The following is a 16,984-nucleotide window of genomic DNA, read 5'->3' on the forward strand; positions in this document are numbered from 1 at the left end:
ACCACCGATTAGGAGAACCCATGCCTTCAAAGACCGTCATCGTCGGCTCGGCCATCGGGCTGCATGCCCGACCCGCCGCGATCATTGCCGAAGCCGTCGTCAACGCCGGCGTGCCAGTCACACTGTCCATGGACGGCGGTGAGCCGGTCGACGCCGGCTCGGCGCTGATGATCATGACGCTTGGAGCGGGCAACGGCGCAGAAGTGACCGTCGCCAGCGACGACGAAGAGGCGTTGAAGACGGTTGCGGAGTTGGTCCAGCAAGATCTCGATGCCTAGCAGCAGGCAAATTCTCCTCTGAGCTGGCCCGAAGCGTCAGCGAACGAGCCTGGCTGGCAAGAAACCGGAACCGCCCACTTCGGCACCCCCTTAAGATTGCTTGCGTGCAATCGGCCAATCGGCTTGACGTGAGAATTTGTGCCGTCCACGGGGCGGCGCTTGGTTTGCTGCGGGAGCGCCAGCACACATTGCGCTGGCCCGGCATCGAGGGGGGTGGAGACGCGTGCACCGCATCGGTGTGCTGCTTGCAACGCTGATTCTGACGTTGTTGAGTGCTCCCCCCGCCGTCGCGATCGAACCTCCGACCATCGATCCGGCCGTAGTGCCACCGGACGAGTTGGGTCCCGACCAGCCGACCGAACAGCGTCGCGTCTGCTCGGCGCCGACGGCGTTCCCGAATTCGAACTTCGCCGACAAGCCGTGGGCCGATGACTACCTGCGGATCAACGAGGCGCAGAAGTTCGCAACGGGCGCGGGGATAACTGTCGCCGTCATCGACACCGGCGTCAACGGATCGCCGCGGGTGCCCGCGGAACCCGGTGGCGATTTCGTCGACAAGGCGGGCAACGGAATGAGCGACTGCGACAGCCACGGCACACTCACCGCGTCGATCATCGCCGGCCGACCAGCCCCCACCGACGGGTTCGTCGGCGTCGCACCCGATGCCCGCATCCTGTCGCTTCGCCAGACGTCGGAAGCGTTTCAGCCGGTCGGCTCGCGCAGCGATCCCAACGATCCGAACACCACGCAGACGGCCGGCTCGCTGCGCAGCCTCGCGCGAGCCGTCGTGCACGCGGCCAACATCGGCGCCCAGGTGATCAACATCAGCGAGGCCGCCTGCTACAAGGTCACCAGGCCGATCAACGAGTCCGGCCTTGGCGCGGCGATCAATTACGCCGTCAACGTCAAGGGCGCGGTCATCATCGTCGCGGCGGGCAACACCGGGCAGGACTGCAACCAGAACCCGGCCCCCGATCCTGCGATCCCCGCCGACCCCCGCGGGTGGAAGCAGGTGCAGACGATCGTCAGCCCGGCGTGGTACTCGCCGCTGGTGCTGACGGTCGGCGGCATCGCGCAGAACGGCCTGCCGAGCAACTTCTCGATGCACGGACCGTGGGTCAGCGCGGCGGCGCCCGCGGAGAACATCATCGCGTTGGGCTATGACGGCGCGCCGGTCAACGCGTTGCAGGGTCAGGACGGCCCGATCCCGATCAACGGCACGTCGTTCGCGGCGGCGTATGTGTCCGGACTCGCGGCGCTTCTCCGACAGCGGTTCCCCGACCTGACGCCCGCCCAGATCATCAACCGCATCACCGCCACAGCGCGGCACCCGGGCGGCGGGGTCGACGACGAGGTGGGCGCAGGTGTCATCGACCCGGTCGCGGCGTTGACGTGGGATGTACCCGCAGGCCCGGCGACCGTTCCCTACAAGGTCAAGCAGCTGCCGCCACCGGTGTACGTGCCGCCGCCCGACCGCGGGCCGATCACCGCAGTCGTCGTGACGGCGGCCGCCTTGGGGTTGGCCCTCGGATTCGGCGCCCTCGCCCGACGCGCACTGAGGCGCCGATGAAAAGATTCCTGAGTCTGTTCGGCCTGCGATTCACGACGGGCCACGCCATCTGGGCGGCGGCGTTGATCCCGGCCTGCATAGCGCTGTTCAGTCAGCTCAATCTGTTGTGGCTCGGCATCACGCTCTCGGTGCTCATCGTGATCGCGACGGTGGTGACGGTCCGTGGGCGACGGCTCACCGGCTGGGTCGCAGCGGTGTTCTCGTGGCGTCGGCGCCATCGCAACGTCCCCGACATGCCGTCCGAACCGGCGGTCGGCGCCACCGTGTTGCCGGGCGATCACGTGGCGGTCCGGTGGCACGACGACTATCTGGTTTCGGCCATCGAGCTGGTCCCCCGGCCGTTCACGCCGACGGTGATCGTCAGTGGCTCGGCGTACACCGACGACGTTGTCGACACCCGGCTTGTCGAGCAGCTGGTCGCCGCGCACTGCCCGGATCTGGAGGCCGACGTCGTCTCCGCGGGCTACCGGGTGGGCAAGACGGCGCCGGCGAGCCTGGTCGCACTTTACGAACAGGTGGTCGGGCCATACCCCGCGCCGGCGAACAGACGGACGTGGATCGTGCTGCGCGCCGATCCCGAAGACACCCGCAAGTCGTCGCAGCGAAGGGAAGCCGGCGTGGCAGGGCTGGCTCGTTATCTGGTGACCTCGGCGACTCGTATCGCAGATCAGCTGGCGAGCAACGGAATCGACGCGAGGCCGCTGCGTAGCTTCGACGATTTCGACCGTGCCACCGAGATCAGCTTCGAACGGGAGACGTGGTCGGCAATCAAGGGCCGCAGCACGTTTACCGCCGCATACAGTGCGTCTGGCGGCCCGGATGTGTGGTGGTCGGCGCGGGCGGATCACACCATCACCCGGGTGCGGATCCGGCCCGGCTTGGCGCCGACGACGACGGTGTTGTTGACGACGCTCGCGAATCCGTCTACACCACGCGGGTTTTCGTGTCTGTTCGGTGGGCAGCGAGCGGCATTGCAGGGCATCAGCCCGGTGACCGATCGGCATTACGAACTTCCGATCGGATCGGCTGGTGTGCTGGTCGGCGAGACGGCCGACCGGTATCCGGTGTACATGCCTTTCGACGACGTCGACGTGAGCATCAACCTTGGCGACGCGCGATTGTTCACCCAGTTCGTGGTGCGGTCGGCGGCGGCTGGCGCAGTCGTGACGCTCGGCTCGCAGTTCCGGGAGTTCGCCGGGTTCGTCAACGGCCGTATCGGTCAGGTGGCCAAGGTGTCGTGGCCCAATGCGACGACGTACCTCAGCCCTCATCCGGGCATCGGCCGAGTTGTGTTGCGGCAGAACTTCATCGACACGCCGCGGCATCGGCAGCTCCCGATCCGGTTGATCAATCCGCGTGAGGAAAGCCGCTACCAGATGGCTCTGGAGGGCTAGAGGATGGCAGCGCCCAGAAACAGAAGGGGGCGATAGCGATGGCTGGACCGAGGGTCGAACCTGGCGCCCTGAGGGGCCGCGCAGCGGAGATGCAGGCGCAGGCCTGGACGAACCCCAACGCTGAGGCTGCGCTGCCCCCGGACACCCTTCCCTCGACGAACGATGCAATCGCCAATCTCAACGAAAACGCCGACACTCTCGAGAAATACCAACAGTGGGCCGAAGTCGAGAACAAGCGCATCGCCGAGATGCTGACCATCGCCGCGGAGGCCTACGAGAACGTCGACAGGACATACGGGCAGGCAATCTCCTCAGAGCGTGAAGCCGCAGTGGACTCGATTCCGGTTCCTGCTCCGTCGACGCCGCCCGCTCCCATTCCGTCAGCACCGCCGGCTCCGAAGCTGCTGAGCGCGACCGGCTACAGCGACGTGCCACAAACACAAAGCGCTTTGATGGGCGGCGACCAGGGCGCCTCGCTGAAAATGGCCATGCTGCAGTGGGGAGTAGCCGCCCAGCGGGTAGCTGGCAATGCACCGAAACCGGTCGGTGGAGATTGGGAAGGCGAGGCGGCCGATGCCGCGTACTCCCGAATGAACGAATTCGGGAGTTGGCTACAACAACTTTCAGACGCATGGCATGACCTTGCCGAGGCGGCGTCCAAAATCATCGACGCGCACGAAGCCGCACTTGGTGAACACACCGAGATCTTCTCGAAATATGTTGCCGCAGAGGCTCAGCTGAAGTATTTGGCGGCACAGGGCGCTTTGGGCAATGGCATCCAGATGTCGCAACTACAGCAGGAATTGGAAGAGCTTCAGCGCCGGTCCGACGAAGTTCGCGAAGAGTACGCGAAGAACGCCACCTTTTCGCCGGTCAAACCAGCGGATCCTCGACCATCCTCGGCAGGCACCCCGTCGACGGCCGCTCCAGGCGGTGGTGGAGGCGCTGGCGGCGACGGGTCCGGGCAGCCTGCCGAGGATCCGGCGGCTATGGCGCAACGGATGGGTCAGTCGTTGGGACAACCGCAGTCTGGCTCGCCCGCCGGTGGCGGTGCTCCGTCGGGTGGCGGAGCGCCCTCGGGTGGCGGCGCGCCCTCCGGAGGAGGTGCGCCATCCGGAGGTATGCCGGGCGGGCTCCCGTCGACCGGATCTCCAAAACTTCCAACGGATCCGAGCCTAAAGCCCGCCGCTGCGCACGGCGGCGGTGGCGCGGGCGGCGGCGGTGCAGGCGGAGGCGGAGGTGCGCCGACGATGCCGTTGTCGCCCGCGGTGAGTGCCGAGACCGTCGCTGCCGGACCCCCAACACACCCGGCATCAGCCTCTCCCGCGGCGTCGACAGGAGCGGCCGCCGGCGGCGGGATGGGTGGCGGCATGGCACCGATGCACGGAGCCGGCCACCAAAATCAGGGCAAGGAAAAACGTCGCGATCCGAACCTGTCGCCCGACGAGGACTTGTACACCGAAGACCGTGAATGGACCGAAGGCGTCATCGGTCTGCGCCGTCGCAAAGACGTGCCGGACGGCAAGGACTCCAAGTGACCGACGAGATGCATCCGCAAGTGGCTGCGGTTCTCCGCCAGGCACAGCAGCTGCAGTCGATCGTCGACGATCAGCTGAACCGGATGAACAACCAAACATTCACGGCCACAGATGAATCCGAGACCGTCGAGGTGACGCTGGACGGACATCACCACCTGAAGGGCGCCTTCATCGAAGAGGGCCTTTTGCGGCTGGGCGCCCAGGCTGTGGAGCAGCGGATCAACGAGGCGCTGCAGAAGGCCCTGGCGGCAGCGACGGCGTCCATAGAGGCTGACCGCGAGCGGATCGACGCAGCCGTCACGGAAATTACTGCCGAATTGCAGAGTCCCGACCCGATGTGACGGCAACGATCTCGGTGGTGGCCGGGTCACAGCCCGATGGCCTTGTCGACGCCGCAGGCCGGATACGCGCCTCGATCGAGAGACTTGAGGCCCAAATAGCCTTGCAGCAACAGGCTTTAGCGCAGCTGTTCACCGAGTGGCACGGCTCGGCCGCTGATGCCGCGGCGGGCCGCGCCGAGAAGACCATGCAGCATCAACTCGAATTGCGGGCGCGGCTGGAAGTGATGCAGCGGGCGCTCACCACGGGCGGCGGTGAACTGTCGGCGTTGCGCGCACAGATTCTCAACACGGCGGCACAGGCGACATCGCTTGGCGGTCTGGTCAGTGACGACGGAACGGTACAAGCAACGGGCACTGGTCAATTGATGACGCCGACGATGGCCACCGCCTACACCTTGCTGCTGAAGGCGTTGCTCAGGACGTTCGACGCGGTGGACCAAGCGACGGCCGCAGCGCTGAATGGCGCTGTGCCGCAAGCCCCCGCGCAGCCGTCCGGTCCCCATATTCCGCCGGAAGGCACAGATCCAATAGCGGTCAAACGCTGGTGGGATTCGTTGAGCGATGCGGACCGACAGAGGGTTCTGCAAGAGTAACCTGAGCGCATCGGAAATCTCAACGGTGTTCCGGTAGACGCCCGCAGCCAGGCCAATCTCGCGGTGATGGGTGCCGACCTGCGGAGGGTGACGCAGACCGCCGCCGATCACCACGTATCGAACGACGAAGTCGTGGCACATCCGGAACGCTACGGCCTGAACGCGGCAGATATCACGCGCTACAACAACGCCCGTCGCGTTCAAGAGGGGCTGCTGAGGGACGGGCTCGCGCGAGACGAGCGTGGCAAGAAGGCCAGCGTCTACCTGCTCAAATATCAGCCGGACGTATTCAACGGCGAGGGTGCGGCGGCCATCGCGATCGGCAACCCGGACACGGCGGACAACACCGCAGTGATCGTTCCCGGCATGACGACCAGCGTCGCCGGCGGCACGATGAACGGCCCAGACGCCATGAACCTCTACGAGGAAGCCGCACGCGCGGACTGGAACAAAGACACCGCCGTCGTGATGTGGATGGGTTACGACGCGCCGGACGCCCTACCGGACTTAAGCGTGGCGTCACCGGATATGGCTCGCGCCGGCGCGAAAATCCTTGCCGCAGATGTCAATGCATTAGATGTGACCCATGGCGGCAGTCCGTCGCATCTGACGGTGCTCGGACATTCGTATGGATCCACCACGACCGCCGACGCGGCCGCCGGATTTGGGATGCGTGCCGACGATGTGGTGCTCGTCGGTTCACCTGGCACTGATCTGGCCCGATCGGCCGCCGACTTCCATTTGCCTGCCGAGGGACATCTTTACGTCGGAGCCGCATCGACGGATCCAGTTACCCATTTCGGGAAGGGTCAGCTTTCGGCTCCGGGGTTATCAGTCGGATTAGGAACGGATCCGGCGATCGACGGCTTCGGCTCGACACGGTTCAAGGCCGAGGTATCGACGTGGAGCGCCAACCCGTTCCACGACCACAGCGAGTACTTCGCAGCGCAATCGGAATCGCTGTTCAGTGTTTCCGACATCGTGTCGGGCCACGGCGATGCGCTGGAACACGACGGCATGACAGCGCCACATCGGGTTGGATTGCCCGGAGACATCTTCGACAACATCGACCCTGAGAAGTGGCGGTTGCCCACAACGGGCCACCAGCACGGCGGGCCTGGGAGCTGAGTTGCGGATTCGACGGCGAAGGAGAGGAATGACCAGTGCGGGTCAACCGGATAGCGGCGATGCTCGTCGCCGCGCTTGCTGTCAGCGGATGTAGCGACGTCGTGACCAACCCCATCTCACCGGACCAGGCACGCGCGCAGGTGATGGACGCCGCCCGCGACATCGTCAACACACTTCACGCAGACGTCGTCAGCGCGGACTTCTTCTTCGATTCGTGCAGCGACGAAGGTCGCGGCCCGTACAGGGGAAGAGTGAAATTCTGGTTCTGGATGCCTGCGGATCACAGCGCGCCGGTGCCGGAAGCCGCGGTCATCGAGCCGTTGACGGCGAATGGCTGGCGGACGAATGCCGACACGAAGTCACATGCTCCGACGCTCGCCCGCAACGGCGTAGACGCGATTGTGACGGTAGCGCCGGCGACGGAAGGGAATGGGCACGCAGGCGTGGACCTACTCGGCGAATGCCGGGATACACATGACCACAACGCCGACCACACAACGGTCCCGGAGGACGTGACCAGTCAGCTTCAAACTCGCTAATTGTTGTCGTCGTAATTCTCGGGGCGTTTGCTGCGGATTGTTATGGTGCCGATTAGCCAGTGCGGGTAGAAGTGCTTCTCGAAGGTAATGCGTTAGTTTCCCGGCGCAGGACATCTGTCGTCTCTTGCCTGGTAGATGACGTTCCGGCTCTCTGCATTTCGTGGTTCTGGTTGGACGGAATTCGTGCGGTTGTGGGTGTTGCTGTTCAGGTAGCATTTTCTTGATGTCGCCTGAGGGGGCTTGCCAATGCATGCCGGGGTCTCAGGCGGACGGTGACCGCGTGCGACCGTTGCGGTGACCACGTTGCAGGGCGGAGCAATTTGTGACTGAGACGTTGCGGATCGATACGTCGCTTGTGGGTGAGGCGGCTGGGAGGCTGCAGGAGATGGCGGGCGAGATCCCGCCGCCGCCGACGGCCTTTAGCCCGCAGGGAGCGGACGGATTGTCGGTGGCGATCGCGGGCAAGGTCGCCGAGGTGGTTGCTCCGGTGATTGCCCAGCTGCCGGTGACCAAAGCAGAGCTGACGCGGTACGCGCAGAACGTGCTGAACGCCGCGAATACATACGACACCACGGATCGACAGCTGGCCGAAGAGATCCTCAAGCGTCTGGAACAAATGGACTCGACCGGTGGTCCGGGTGACGGGTCGCCGAGCGGTGGCAGCGCTGCGAGCGGCGCGGGTGCAGCGACGTCCGCAGCCGGAAGCGCGGCTTCGCCGGCAGCTGGAGCCGCGAACGCGGCGAGTCAGGGCGGTCAGCTCGGACAGATGATGGGCATGCCGATGCAGATGGCGCAGCAAGCCGCGGGTATGGCGGCGTCTGCTCCGCAGGGTCTTATGCAGGGTGTGCAGGGCGCGATGCAGCAGGTCGGTCAAGTGTCGGAGATGGCTGGCAAGGATCAGAAGCCGGAAGACGGCGGCGAGGCAGATCCAGCCGATGCGGCGCACGGGGCGGATTCTGAAGCGGCGCCAGGCAATACGGGAGGCGAGCGGGTACCGGAACCGCAGCCTGCGAGGGGTTCGGCTGAGTCGCCGGAGACCGCGCTGTGAGCTTTCAGCCGCCGCCGGGTGGAGCGCCGCAGCCACCGCCCGGTCAGCCGTGGCCGCAGCAGGGCTATGGCGGACCGCCGCAGCAGCCGTGGCCGCAGCAGCCGTGGTCGCCAGGGCCGCCGCCGAAGAAGCGCGGCAACGGCTGGAAGTGGGGACTCGGTGCGGTTGCATTGCTGGCGGTCATCGGAGTGACTGCGGCAGTGACGATTTCGGTGACGAAGGATGGTGGGAGCACGCCGTCGTCTCCGACGTCGACCAACGACTTCGGATTGGCGAGCGCCAACGACAAGGGGCCGGCCAACATCATCACGGAAGACCCGAGTTGCGCGGCGTGGCGTCCAATCAATGACACATTCGTGGCTATACAAGGAAAGGGTTGGGACAAACGCGATCCCGCTGTAGCCGCGTCGGATTGGACGCCAGATCAACGCAGGCAGTTCGAGGAAGTCGGCCGAGCTATGCGCGATGCGTCCGACCAGACCGTACCGCTTGCGAAGCTGACTCCCCATCGGCTCATGCGCGAAGTTTACGAGCAGTTCATCGCATACGCGCGGGCCTACAGTGACGCGATCCCTGCCTACAAACCAAGTGATGAGCATTTCGCTGATGCTGTCATCGCCACCGGAATTGTTCTGGTCGATATCTGCGCCGCCATCGAGTGGCATTCGGCACAGGCACGAGCACCCCTGGTTTCCGCTCCGGCTGCACCTTCGGAGTTCGCCGCGCTCACGGACCCCAGTGATCCGAAGATCTTTCTGACAACGGCTGATCCGACGTGCGAAGAGTGGGATCGGCTATTGAATCAGTTCAAGACGGATACGAAAGCGTGGCAGTCCTTAGATCCGAGCATCCCAGCGAGCAACTGGAGCTCGGACCAGCGCGCAGTCGCCGACGCCGTAACGCCCGTGATGAATGATTACGCGGACCGGATTGAGAAGTTGGGGCGAAGCAGCACCAATCCACTGATCCAAGATTTCGCGGTCGCCTCTGCGCAGTATCGCCGAGCTTATGCGGCGGGGTTGCCTACGTACACGTCTGCCGATTTTTATCTCGCGGAGGCGGCCCTGCGCGCAACCTCGATTATCTATGCAGCATGTAATGCGGTCGGCGGCTAACTATGGGTATTGGCAGGCCCCCTGATCCATACGGCATGACGGCGCCACCAGCATGGCCCGACGTCGATGAGGATGTCTTGAGTAGGTCAGCTGAAACATTCGACTCGATTGCGAAAACCGTCCAAGCGCAGTTGGAGGCCGCGCAGCAAGAACGAACGCATCTCTTCGACGGTGTAGGACTTTGGTCGGGCGGCGGCGCAATTGCGGCGCGCAACAAGCTCGATGGACGCATTGCCGACCTTGAAGGTGTCAGAAAGAACCTAGAGAAATCGGCACAGCTCTTTCGCGACAGCCACGACGCAGTCGTCAGCGCCAAGAACCAGATCATCGACAACGTCAACGCTGCGAACCGTGTAATCGAGAACATCAAGAGCAACGACGACGCTTCGGAAGACGCCAAGGCAGCCGCGATTCAAGCGACCGTTAATGCAACGCGCAACGAAAACATCGGCGTTGTCGCTAACGAAGGTTTCCGTCTAAATCCGGCTACCATGCCCGACGCCCCCAACTCAAATGGAGCTAGTCACTTTTGGTCCGGTTCCGGCCAACCCGAGGGAAAGCCCGTCCTCCCAGCCGGCAATCCAGGTAGCCCTGGATTGCCAAGTGCGGGATCTCCGGCCGCACCGCCACCGCCTCCGCCGGAAGGTGCCCCTATCCCGGTAAGCGGTCCCGCCGATCCAGAAGTACCAACCACAGGCACCACCACGCCTGCTCCACCGCCGCCCCAGAGCGGGGGACCCAGCCCCGTTTCCAATCCCAACGACGCGGGGGTACCGGATGAAGGTTCGATCAGCCCTGCTCCGCCGGTGATTTCCGGCGGGCAACCTCCTGTCCTCGGCCCAGGTCCACAGACTCCCCCTACAGCCGGATCTCCGGGGCTGCCCAGCCTCCCCGGCAGCCCAGGCGCGCCTTCAGCTCCAGGCCGCGTCGGCGTGCCGTCGACGCCGTTGTCGGGCCCCTCGGCGCCTTCACCGTCGGCGCCGAGCGTCCCAAGCACTGCAAGCCCCGCCGCAACAACGGCTGGACAGGCGCAAGCCGCCGAGTTTCAGCGCGGGCTTACGGACGCGGCGAAATCCGCTGCGGCACAGCCTCCTATCCCTCAAGCGCAACCGTCGGCATCACCGCTTGGTGCTCCGACTGCCGCCCAACCGCCTATTCCCCCGCCGGTTCCCGATACGCCCCCAGCACCTGCGCCGCCTCAGGCGCCTGCAGCCCAAGGCCCGGGTGCTGGCGCCGGCGCCGCTCCCGTCACGCCGACGCCCACACCAGGATCTCCCTCGGGTCCCGCGATGCCGCTCGGTCCGCCTCCAACACCGCCTCCCGCCGCACCGGTGCCGCCGGCCACTCCCGTCGGCCCGAGCGTGGCGCCCGCCGCAGCGGCCGGTGCTTCGAGCGCAGTCGGCGCGCCCGCGCCAGTGCCTGTTTCGGCTGCCCGCGCGGAACGCGAGGCCATCGCCGCCGCCTCGACAGCCGGCGCCCTTAGACGACGCTCGACCGGCAACGATCCTGTGCAGCTGGCCCAACGAATAGGTGCTGCCCTTAACGTCGGCATTTCCGACGTCGGCTTCTTCTGGGTGACCGGGCTCGCGAAGGACGGGACCATCGTCGTCGCCAACAACTACGGCGTGGGCTACATCCCTGAAGGTGTCAACCTGCCCGAGCACGTCAAGATGGCCAGCGCCGATGACTCCGTCCCCGCAAACGTTCGCGGCACCTGGACGACGTATCCCATTCTCGCCCTTCATGGTTGGGCGCAGCATCACGGCACTGAACTGCGGGCGGTGATCGCCACCGAGGACCAATTCAAGGGCTTCGATCCCGGCGCCCCGAAGGTCACGCTCAGACCGGACGACATCCCGGAGAGCGGACAGATGGAGGGACGCAGCCGATTGCAGGTGATCGCACCTGATGCCGCGCGACAACTCGCGGCCGTCAGCGATGCCAGCCTCGCTGAGGTGCTTCCCCCGCCGCCCGCCAATGCAGAGCCTCCAGAGGATCAGCGCTCAGCGTTGTGGTTTGAGGTGTTCCGGCCTCTTCTCAGCAATGCGCCGGACCGGGCGACACCCCACTTGCAGGCCTTCGTCGCATACGCGGAGCATGCGCAGGAACTAGCGTTGCACCGCGCTCACACCGCTCCAGACGCTGCCGCCCAGCGCGAAGCCATCGCCGACTGGATCTATTGGCAGCATCTCAGCGTTCTGATGTCGGACGCGATCTCCACCGACGCGACCGTCTGACACTTGGCCCGGCTTGTAAATGAGGTGAGCTGATGAGCGTGGTCGATGGGTTCTTGACGACGTGGTCGAATGCGCGGCAGACGTTCGGTGAAGGCAGTCCGCAGACGGGCGACCAATACGACAAGAGCGCGACGTTCACCCAGCTGCAGTCGACGGTGCAGACCGCGGCGCCGGGGTCGAAGTGGAGCGGTGGCGCAGCAAACGCCTACGACGCGGCCAACACGCAACACGGTCAGGTCTTGGGCAAGCTTGCCGGGCTGGACCAGCGGCTTGCCGCCCATGTGAACCAGTCGGCCGAGGTGGTCGCCGCGGGACGTCAGAACCTGGATTCCATCCGCAAGTGGGTCGTCGATGCTTCGGCGAGTGTTCCGGAAGGCAAGGCCGGCGACCAGATGCGGCTGGCGATCGTGCAGAAAGGACTGACGCAGCTGCAGCAGGTGATCCAGCAGTCCAACGGAGACCTCAACAAGATCGCCGGACAGATGGGCGGCCTGCGCGGCGAATTCGAAGCGCTGAGTGATCAACGTTTCGGAGGTCCAAAAGAACGAGGCGGATTGCAGACGGTCAGCGGTCTCGATTTCAAGACTGGGGACCCTCCGCCAATGATGCCTGGTCAACCGATTGATCCGACAAATCCATTCATCGGTGATCAGCGTTTTGGCCACTGGGAGGACGTCATTCCTCCGCCCTATACCGGCGCAACCCCTCCTCCGTTGAAGCCGGAGTACCGACCATTTCCGGACGGCACGCCGGCGAAGACGGGCGGTACCACTGGTTGGTACACACCAGGCAAGACTTGGATCGGTGATACCGATCCGCCATATGCGCAACTCCAAGAGGAGTATCGATTCCGCATCGCGGGTACCGAGGCCACGACCTACACACGAATGGTCTACGAAAACGGAGCATGGCATCAGCAGCGCTGGGTCCAGAATGTCTATGAATACCAACGGAATACGCAACTGGTGCTCGGCGGCGACATTTCCGTCAAGGGCAAGTCAGGCGACATTGGTGGCTTCCCGACGATCCCCAACATCGACCACGAGTGGAAGCCGATCGCACCGAATCAAATCGCTGTGTTGTCTGCCAACAATATGGATGTCACCTACTACATACCTGATGGGTGCGGCGGACAGTTCACGTATGAGGGCGGCGTACCGGTCGGCGGAGTCAGCGGCCTGCCGCCGTCACCGCCGATCATGACGGCACCTCGCTGATGCCACGACGCCGCTGGTGGATTGGGGGCGGGGTAATCGCGGCGGCCTTGATTGTCATCGCCGTGCTGACCGTTGTGTTCCTGGCGAATAACAGAACGCCAGACTGCACCACCGTTCGGTCCATGATCACTTATAACGACCAGTTCAACCAGGGCATCGAATCTGCCACTGCCGCAAATACACAACCAAGTGTGGAGGATTACCAGAACTGGGCATCGCAACTGGAAAAGTACGCGGGCGAGATTCATGACCAGTCGCTTGCTCAGCATGCAAACGCTATGGCCGACCTCGCTACAAGAACCGTCTCAGTCGTGAAGCAGTTCCGCTCAGACCCCCAGACTGATGAAGCTCCACCTTCAGCCCCGCCACAGTACGCAAAGGATTACGCTCAACTCGGCCAGGAATTCAACACGAATCTCGTTGCGCTAGAAGACGCGTGCAGGACCTAATCGGTCCCTAGCGTGTCGGCGGTTTCGCGTCGTCTGGCGGTTCCGATCGCCCCTCAGCGTCGGTCCAGTGCGCCCAATCGGGCAACGGCGTCGGCGGCACCACACCCATTTGTCCCAACGGCCCAAGAGTCGAATCGGGCCCTTGGCGGAACCTCACCGTACGACTCCGCCTGATATACGTGACCACGATCGTGAGAACGCCGACACCAATGAGCACCAGAAGAGCAATCTTGAGGATCAAGAGCCACATATAGGACCAGTTCCCTCCGAATTACCTTGGGATATCGACCTTCTTGATCGCTTCGGCCGCAGCCTCGTCGCGCATCTCATACCACCGAGCTGCCGACTCCAGGCTCTCGCTGAACTGCCGCGCCCGGTCGGCCGCCGCTGCGGTCTGCGCGGCCAAGTCGGCCTGAGCCCTGCGGCATGCCTCGGCCGTATGTAGTCGCGAGACCGCCGCGGCTGCATCCCCTAGCGGCGCGTCAGCCTGCAATCCAGAAAGCCCATCGGCTGCCCGACCAACCGCCTCCGCAGCAGTCTGCAGCTCCGCCGGGTCTACCTTCAGCGGTGGCACGTCAGTGCCCTAGTCGCAGATTCCGTAGCAAGTCGTACACGCTGGCGATCCACAGCAGCATCGGGATGACCGCGGCGATCGCTGCGCCGTCAAGCAATTCGAGGATGCGCTTGGTCACCGGCGACACGCGACGCACACTCTCTGTCGCCCCGACGATAACCATCGCGACGATCGCCACTGCCACATAGATGCTTAGCACCAGCCACGCACTGTTCGGGTACCACAAGCTGAGCTTGGCCATCACACCAGTCGGGACGATAACCGCCGCGGCCAAAAGTGCCCACGCACACCATCTCTCGGCGTATAGCCGCGATCGGAACCCACACACAACAGCCACCAGCCCGGCCACGATGAGGCTGTGCATGAAGAAATGTCCTTGCATCACAACAGCAATCGCGCCCGCAGACAAAACCAAGGCGCCAGCTGTCACGAAGCCGATCAGCAGCCTCTTCGCCAATTGGCTCCGCTCATGCAGCCTCGCCGCCGAGTCGGGTACCGATGCGATGATCGCCTGCCACGTCGGCGATTCCTCGTCGGAAATATCCGACGCGACCGGATCCAGCAGCTCGTCGTTGGAGACCGTCTCGCCCGGCGCAGGGATCGGCGGCAGTGCGATTCGGGCCACCGCGACGGTCAGCTTCGCAGCGTTGGTCACCACGATCAGGCCGAACGCGATTGCTCCTGCTGGAACCCAGTACTCCCATCCATACCCGTATGCAATTGCCGCGCCGGTAACGGCGATCGACGTAATCGACAGGAACGACGCCAATTCGGCCCGTCTGCGCGGTCCACCGCGTGTGGCCAACGTCAGCAACAACACAACCGCGCCGGCGCCGGCGATCTGGGGAGCGCCAAGCGAATCCACGCCGCGCGGTAGCGGAACCGCCAACGCCGCCGCACCGGCCAGCGCCGGAACAGAGGCGGCCAACAGGCTCTCTGCCATGTCGACGTTGGAGAAGCGGTTCTTGGCCATCGCGCTGCCGCCCAACAGGCACAGGCCAAGGACGGCAAGTGCCAATGGCCAGTACCAGCTGTGGCCGGTCCGCGACCACGCCAGCAACGTCATGACGGTGAGCACCAGCATAGCCAGTGGAATGGCAAGCCCGACAAAGCGATTCAATGCAGTCCGGTCGAACTCCGGTGACTCGTCGAGGACCGCGATCGCATCGATCACATCTTCGACCAGTGGCCGGTACCGCTCGGTGCGGCTCACCGACACCAACGTCAGCAGCGCACCGTCGACGACGCCCGCATCGTCCAACGACTCGCTGGCCTTCAACGGAGGAGCGCCCGGCCGCGCAAAGGCCCACACTCCCTGTGCTGAAAAGTCGAACCCGGCCAGCACGTCCTTAGGCGTGTCCTCCAGCAGTTCGGCCAACACCGCAACTGTTTCGTCGATGTAGCTTTCGATCGGCGCCGCCGCCGGCAGCACCAGGTCGGTCATACGCCGACCAGTCAGGATCGTCACACGCGTGGTCGACGGCCGACCCGGGGTGACGCTAGACGTCGATGCTGCTGCGGCAGTGGAGGTCAACGGCGCTCGAGCCTGTCGAAGTCATCCGACAGCGCCGCTGCCAGCTCGACCACCCGTCGCCGGAACTGATTGCTGAGCAGATCGAGCTGGATTTCGGTACCTGCCGCGATGTGCTTGTCGTACGGGAGGACAACTACCCGGCCTGGCGGCACGTGCCGCTCGAACTGCTGAACCAGATCGTCGACGTCGATGTTCGGCTTACCAGGAACGACGTGGTTGATCACCACGCAGGAGCGGCCGAGCAGATCCTGATATCCGTTCTGCCGCAACCAGTCCATCGTCACCGCCGCCTGACGGGCACCGTCGATCGACGCGCTCGCAACGATCACCAAACCCGACACCGTCGACAACACGCTGCGGGCGGCCGGCTGGAACAGCCCAGCTCCGCAGTCGGCGAGCACGAGGTTGTAGTAGCGCGACACGATGTTCGTCGCGCCCTGCCAGTCCTCGTCGTTGAACTCGCGTCGCGCACCGCTGTACTCCTCGGAGGACAGCACCTCCAGATTCGAACTATTCATGCTCGTGTAGGCGCGAATGTCGTTGTAGCGCGCCAACTCTTGGTCGGCGAGCAGATCCGCGATCGTCGCTGCGGACTGACGTCCGGCGCGGTCGGCGAGGTTACCGCCGTCTGGGTCCGCGTCAACCGCCAGGATCCGGTCGCCGCGCACCTTGGCCAACGCCGAACCGAGCGCGACGGTGACCGCGGTCTTGCCGACTCCGCCCTTGAGGCCGAACACGCCAATCTGGTAGGAATCGCGGGCATTTCGACGGATCCGTGTGTGCAGATCCATCTCGTACATCTCATCCGGCGACAGGCCGAGGTTGATCCGCGTCATCAGATATAGCCAATGCCGCCAGCCGCGCTGAGACGGCATCTTGACGGCGGACTTGACACCGACGTGCGACAACGCGTCGATCGCGCGGTGGTTTCCCATCGTCGCCGCGGACGTCGGCGCCGGTTGATTCGCTGCGGAGTGAGCCGAGCGTCGGACGCTCTTCTCCTGTTGCGACTCCGCGAAATGCTGCGTCGGCGAAGGAGCGGGTGCGGGCCGCGGCGGTGGCGTCGGTGCTGGACGCGGCTGCTCGTAGCGCGCGCCAGCAGGCCCCGTTGATTGTGGCGCCCTCATCATCCCGTTGGGCTGCCTCTGCTGAGGAGCCGTACGTGTGGGCGGCATCGTCGTGGTGATCTCAGACTGCCGCGGCGGCGGAGCGGCCGCCGCCTGAGTCTTGGCTCCCGCGATGGGCATCGGGGGCGGCGTTGCGTCGCCGCGGCCCGGTCCACCGGTGGGCATCGGCGCGGCGGCGTCACGATCCGCGTTGGCCGATTCGTCCTCGGCTGTCTGCACAGCATCTCCCGAGGAGTGGAAAAGCCGGTCATAGTCAGCCGACATGGCTACCTCTCATTGCTAATTCACGCCGAGACGCACGC

General features: G+C 64.7%; 17 protein-coding genes and 1 pseudogene. 14 read left to right on the forward strand and 4 right to left on the reverse strand.

The features are described 5' to 3' along the window. Positions 1-20: 20 nt before the first annotated feature. The 9 genes from ACWW36_RS08205 (at position 21) to ACWW36_RS08245 (ending at position 8,429) form a co-directional block, all read left to right on the forward strand. Complete coding sequence (locus ACWW36_RS08205; RefSeq protein WP_456141062.1) at positions 21-278, forward strand: HPr family phosphocarrier protein; 258 nt, start codon at positions 21-23, stop codon at positions 276-278. 223 nt (positions 279-501) lie between these two features. Next, complete coding sequence (mycP, locus tag ACWW36_RS08210; RefSeq protein WP_456141063.1) at positions 502-1,848, forward strand: type VII secretion-associated serine protease mycosin; 1,347 nt, start codon at positions 502-504, stop codon at positions 1,846-1,848. Continuing rightward, the gene (eccE, locus tag ACWW36_RS08215; RefSeq protein ID WP_456141064.1) at positions 1,845-3,242 is read left to right on the forward strand and encodes a type VII secretion protein EccE; all 1,398 of its coding nucleotides are present in this window, start codon (positions 1,845-1,847) and stop codon (positions 3,240-3,242) included. Before mycP ends, eccE begins: the two co-directional genes overlap by 4 nt. Before the next feature lie 38 nt (positions 3,243-3,280). Continuing rightward, on the forward strand, positions 3,281-4,780 hold the full coding sequence (locus tag ACWW36_RS08220) for a PPE domain-containing protein (protein WP_456141065.1): 1,500 nt from the start codon (positions 3,281-3,283) through the stop codon (positions 4,778-4,780). Continuing rightward, entirely contained in the window at positions 4,777-5,121 is a 345-nt protein-coding gene (locus tag ACWW36_RS08225; protein WP_456141066.1) for a YbaB/EbfC family nucleoid-associated protein, read from the forward strand. Before ACWW36_RS08220 ends, ACWW36_RS08225 begins: the two co-directional genes overlap by 4 nt. Continuing rightward, entirely contained in the window at positions 5,118-5,714 is a 597-nt protein-coding gene (locus tag ACWW36_RS08230; protein ID WP_456141067.1) for a hypothetical protein, read from the forward strand. The genes ACWW36_RS08225 and ACWW36_RS08230 overlap by 4 nt, the downstream gene beginning before the upstream one ends. 66 nt (positions 5,715-5,780) lie before the next feature. After that, positions 5,781-6,842 (forward strand): alpha/beta hydrolase, encoded by a 1,062-nt coding sequence (locus ACWW36_RS08235; protein WP_456141068.1) that lies wholly within the window; start codon positions 5,781-5,783, stop codon positions 6,840-6,842. 35 nt (positions 6,843-6,877) lie between these two features. Continuing rightward, positions 6,878-7,381, forward strand: a complete 504-nt coding sequence (locus tag ACWW36_RS08240; protein ID WP_456141069.1) for a hypothetical protein — start codon at positions 6,878-6,880, stop codon at positions 7,379-7,381. 322 nt (positions 7,382-7,703) lie between these two features. Further along, positions 7,704-8,429 (forward strand): hypothetical protein, encoded by a 726-nt coding sequence (locus ACWW36_RS08245; protein ID WP_456141070.1) that lies wholly within the window; start codon positions 7,704-7,706, stop codon positions 8,427-8,429. Between the two features lie 64 nt (positions 8,430-8,493). Here the strand turns inward: ACWW36_RS08245 and ACWW36_RS08250 are convergent, their stop codons facing one another. Beyond that, the gene (locus ACWW36_RS08250) at positions 8,494-8,781 is read right to left on the reverse strand and encodes a hypothetical protein (protein WP_456141071.1); all 288 of its coding nucleotides are present in this window, start codon (positions 8,779-8,781) and stop codon (positions 8,494-8,496) included. Between the two features lie 106 nt (positions 8,782-8,887). On the opposite strand from ACWW36_RS08250, the gene ACWW36_RS08255 reads away from it, so the two are divergent. From ACWW36_RS08255 to ACWW36_RS08275, 5 genes and pseudogenes are all read left to right on the forward strand, one after another. Further along, positions 8,888-9,544 carry a hypothetical protein gene (locus ACWW36_RS08255; RefSeq protein ID WP_456141072.1) on the forward strand — a complete coding sequence of 219 codons (657 nt, stop codon included), beginning with the start codon at positions 8,888-8,890 and terminating at the stop codon, positions 9,542-9,544. Positions 9,545-9,579: 35 nt separating this feature from the next. Continuing rightward, positions 9,580-9,876, forward strand: a pseudogene (locus ACWW36_RS08260) (WXG100-like domain-containing protein); the annotation flags it as partial. Positions 9,877-10,833: 957 nt separating this feature from the next. After that, the gene (locus ACWW36_RS08265; RefSeq protein WP_456142697.1) at positions 10,834-11,781 is read left to right on the forward strand and encodes a secretion protein EccK; all 948 of its coding nucleotides are present in this window, start codon (positions 10,834-10,836) and stop codon (positions 11,779-11,781) included. A 32-nt stretch (positions 11,782-11,813) separates the two neighbouring features. After that, positions 11,814-12,998 (forward strand): EspA/EspE family type VII secretion system effector, encoded by a 1,185-nt coding sequence (locus ACWW36_RS08270; protein WP_456141073.1) that lies wholly within the window; start codon positions 11,814-11,816, stop codon positions 12,996-12,998. Next, positions 12,998-13,447, forward strand: a complete 450-nt coding sequence (locus ACWW36_RS08275) for a hypothetical protein (protein WP_456141074.1) — start codon at positions 12,998-13,000, stop codon at positions 13,445-13,447. Before ACWW36_RS08270 ends, ACWW36_RS08275 begins: the two co-directional genes overlap by 1 nt. A 271-nt stretch (positions 13,448-13,718) precedes the next feature. Here the strand turns inward: ACWW36_RS08275 and ACWW36_RS08280 are convergent, their stop codons facing one another. From ACWW36_RS08280 to ACWW36_RS08290, 3 genes are read right to left on the reverse strand one after another with little or no spacing between them, the layout of a single operon-like run. Continuing rightward, positions 13,719-14,021, reverse strand: coding sequence for a type VII secretion target (locus ACWW36_RS08280; RefSeq protein WP_456141075.1), 303 nt, complete (start codon positions 14,019-14,021; stop codon positions 13,719-13,721). A 1-nt stretch (position 14,022) separates the two neighbouring features. Beyond that, a complete protein-coding gene (eccD, locus tag ACWW36_RS08285) occupies positions 14,023-15,555 on the reverse strand; it encodes a type VII secretion integral membrane protein EccD (protein ID WP_456141076.1) in 1,533 nt (510 codons plus the stop codon). After that, the gene (locus tag ACWW36_RS08290) at positions 15,552-16,946 is read right to left on the reverse strand and encodes a MinD/ParA family ATP-binding protein (protein WP_456141077.1); all 1,395 of its coding nucleotides are present in this window, start codon (positions 16,944-16,946) and stop codon (positions 15,552-15,554) included. Before ACWW36_RS08290 ends, eccD begins: the two co-directional genes overlap by 4 nt. Between the last annotated feature and the right edge of the window lie 38 nt (positions 16,947-16,984).

The organism is Mycobacterium sp. MMS18-G62 (genome assembly GCF_053877835.1).

Excerpts from the sequence above, each read along its gene's own strand:
- ACWW36_RS08275 (WP_456141074.1), top strand. The coding sequence starts at position 12,998 with ATGCCACGACGCCGCTGGTGGATTGGGGGCGGGGTAATCGCGGCGGCC.
- eccE (WP_456141064.1), top strand. The coding sequence starts at position 1,845 with ATGAAAAGATTCCTGAGTCTGTTCGGCCTGCGATTCACGACGGGCCAC.
- ACWW36_RS08205 (WP_456141062.1), top strand. The coding sequence starts at position 21 with ATGCCTTCAAAGACCGTCATCGTCGGCTCGGCCATCGGGCTGCATGCC.
- ACWW36_RS08220 (WP_456141065.1), top strand. The coding sequence starts at position 3,281 with ATGGCTGGACCGAGGGTCGAACCTGGCGCCCTGAGGGGCCGCGCAGCG.
- ACWW36_RS08235 (WP_456141068.1), top strand. The coding sequence starts at position 5,781 with ATGGGTGCCGACCTGCGGAGGGTGACGCAGACCGCCGCCGATCACCAC.
- ACWW36_RS08290 (WP_456141077.1), bottom strand. The coding sequence starts at position 16,946 with ATGTCGGCTGACTATGACCGGCTTTTCCACTCCTCGGGAGATGCTGTG.
- ACWW36_RS08255 (WP_456141072.1), top strand. The coding sequence starts at position 8,888 with ATGCGCGATGCGTCCGACCAGACCGTACCGCTTGCGAAGCTGACTCCC.
- ACWW36_RS08265 (WP_456142697.1), top strand. The coding sequence starts at position 10,834 with ATGCCGCTCGGTCCGCCTCCAACACCGCCTCCCGCCGCACCGGTGCCG.
- ACWW36_RS08270 (WP_456141073.1), top strand. The coding sequence starts at position 11,814 with ATGAGCGTGGTCGATGGGTTCTTGACGACGTGGTCGAATGCGCGGCAG.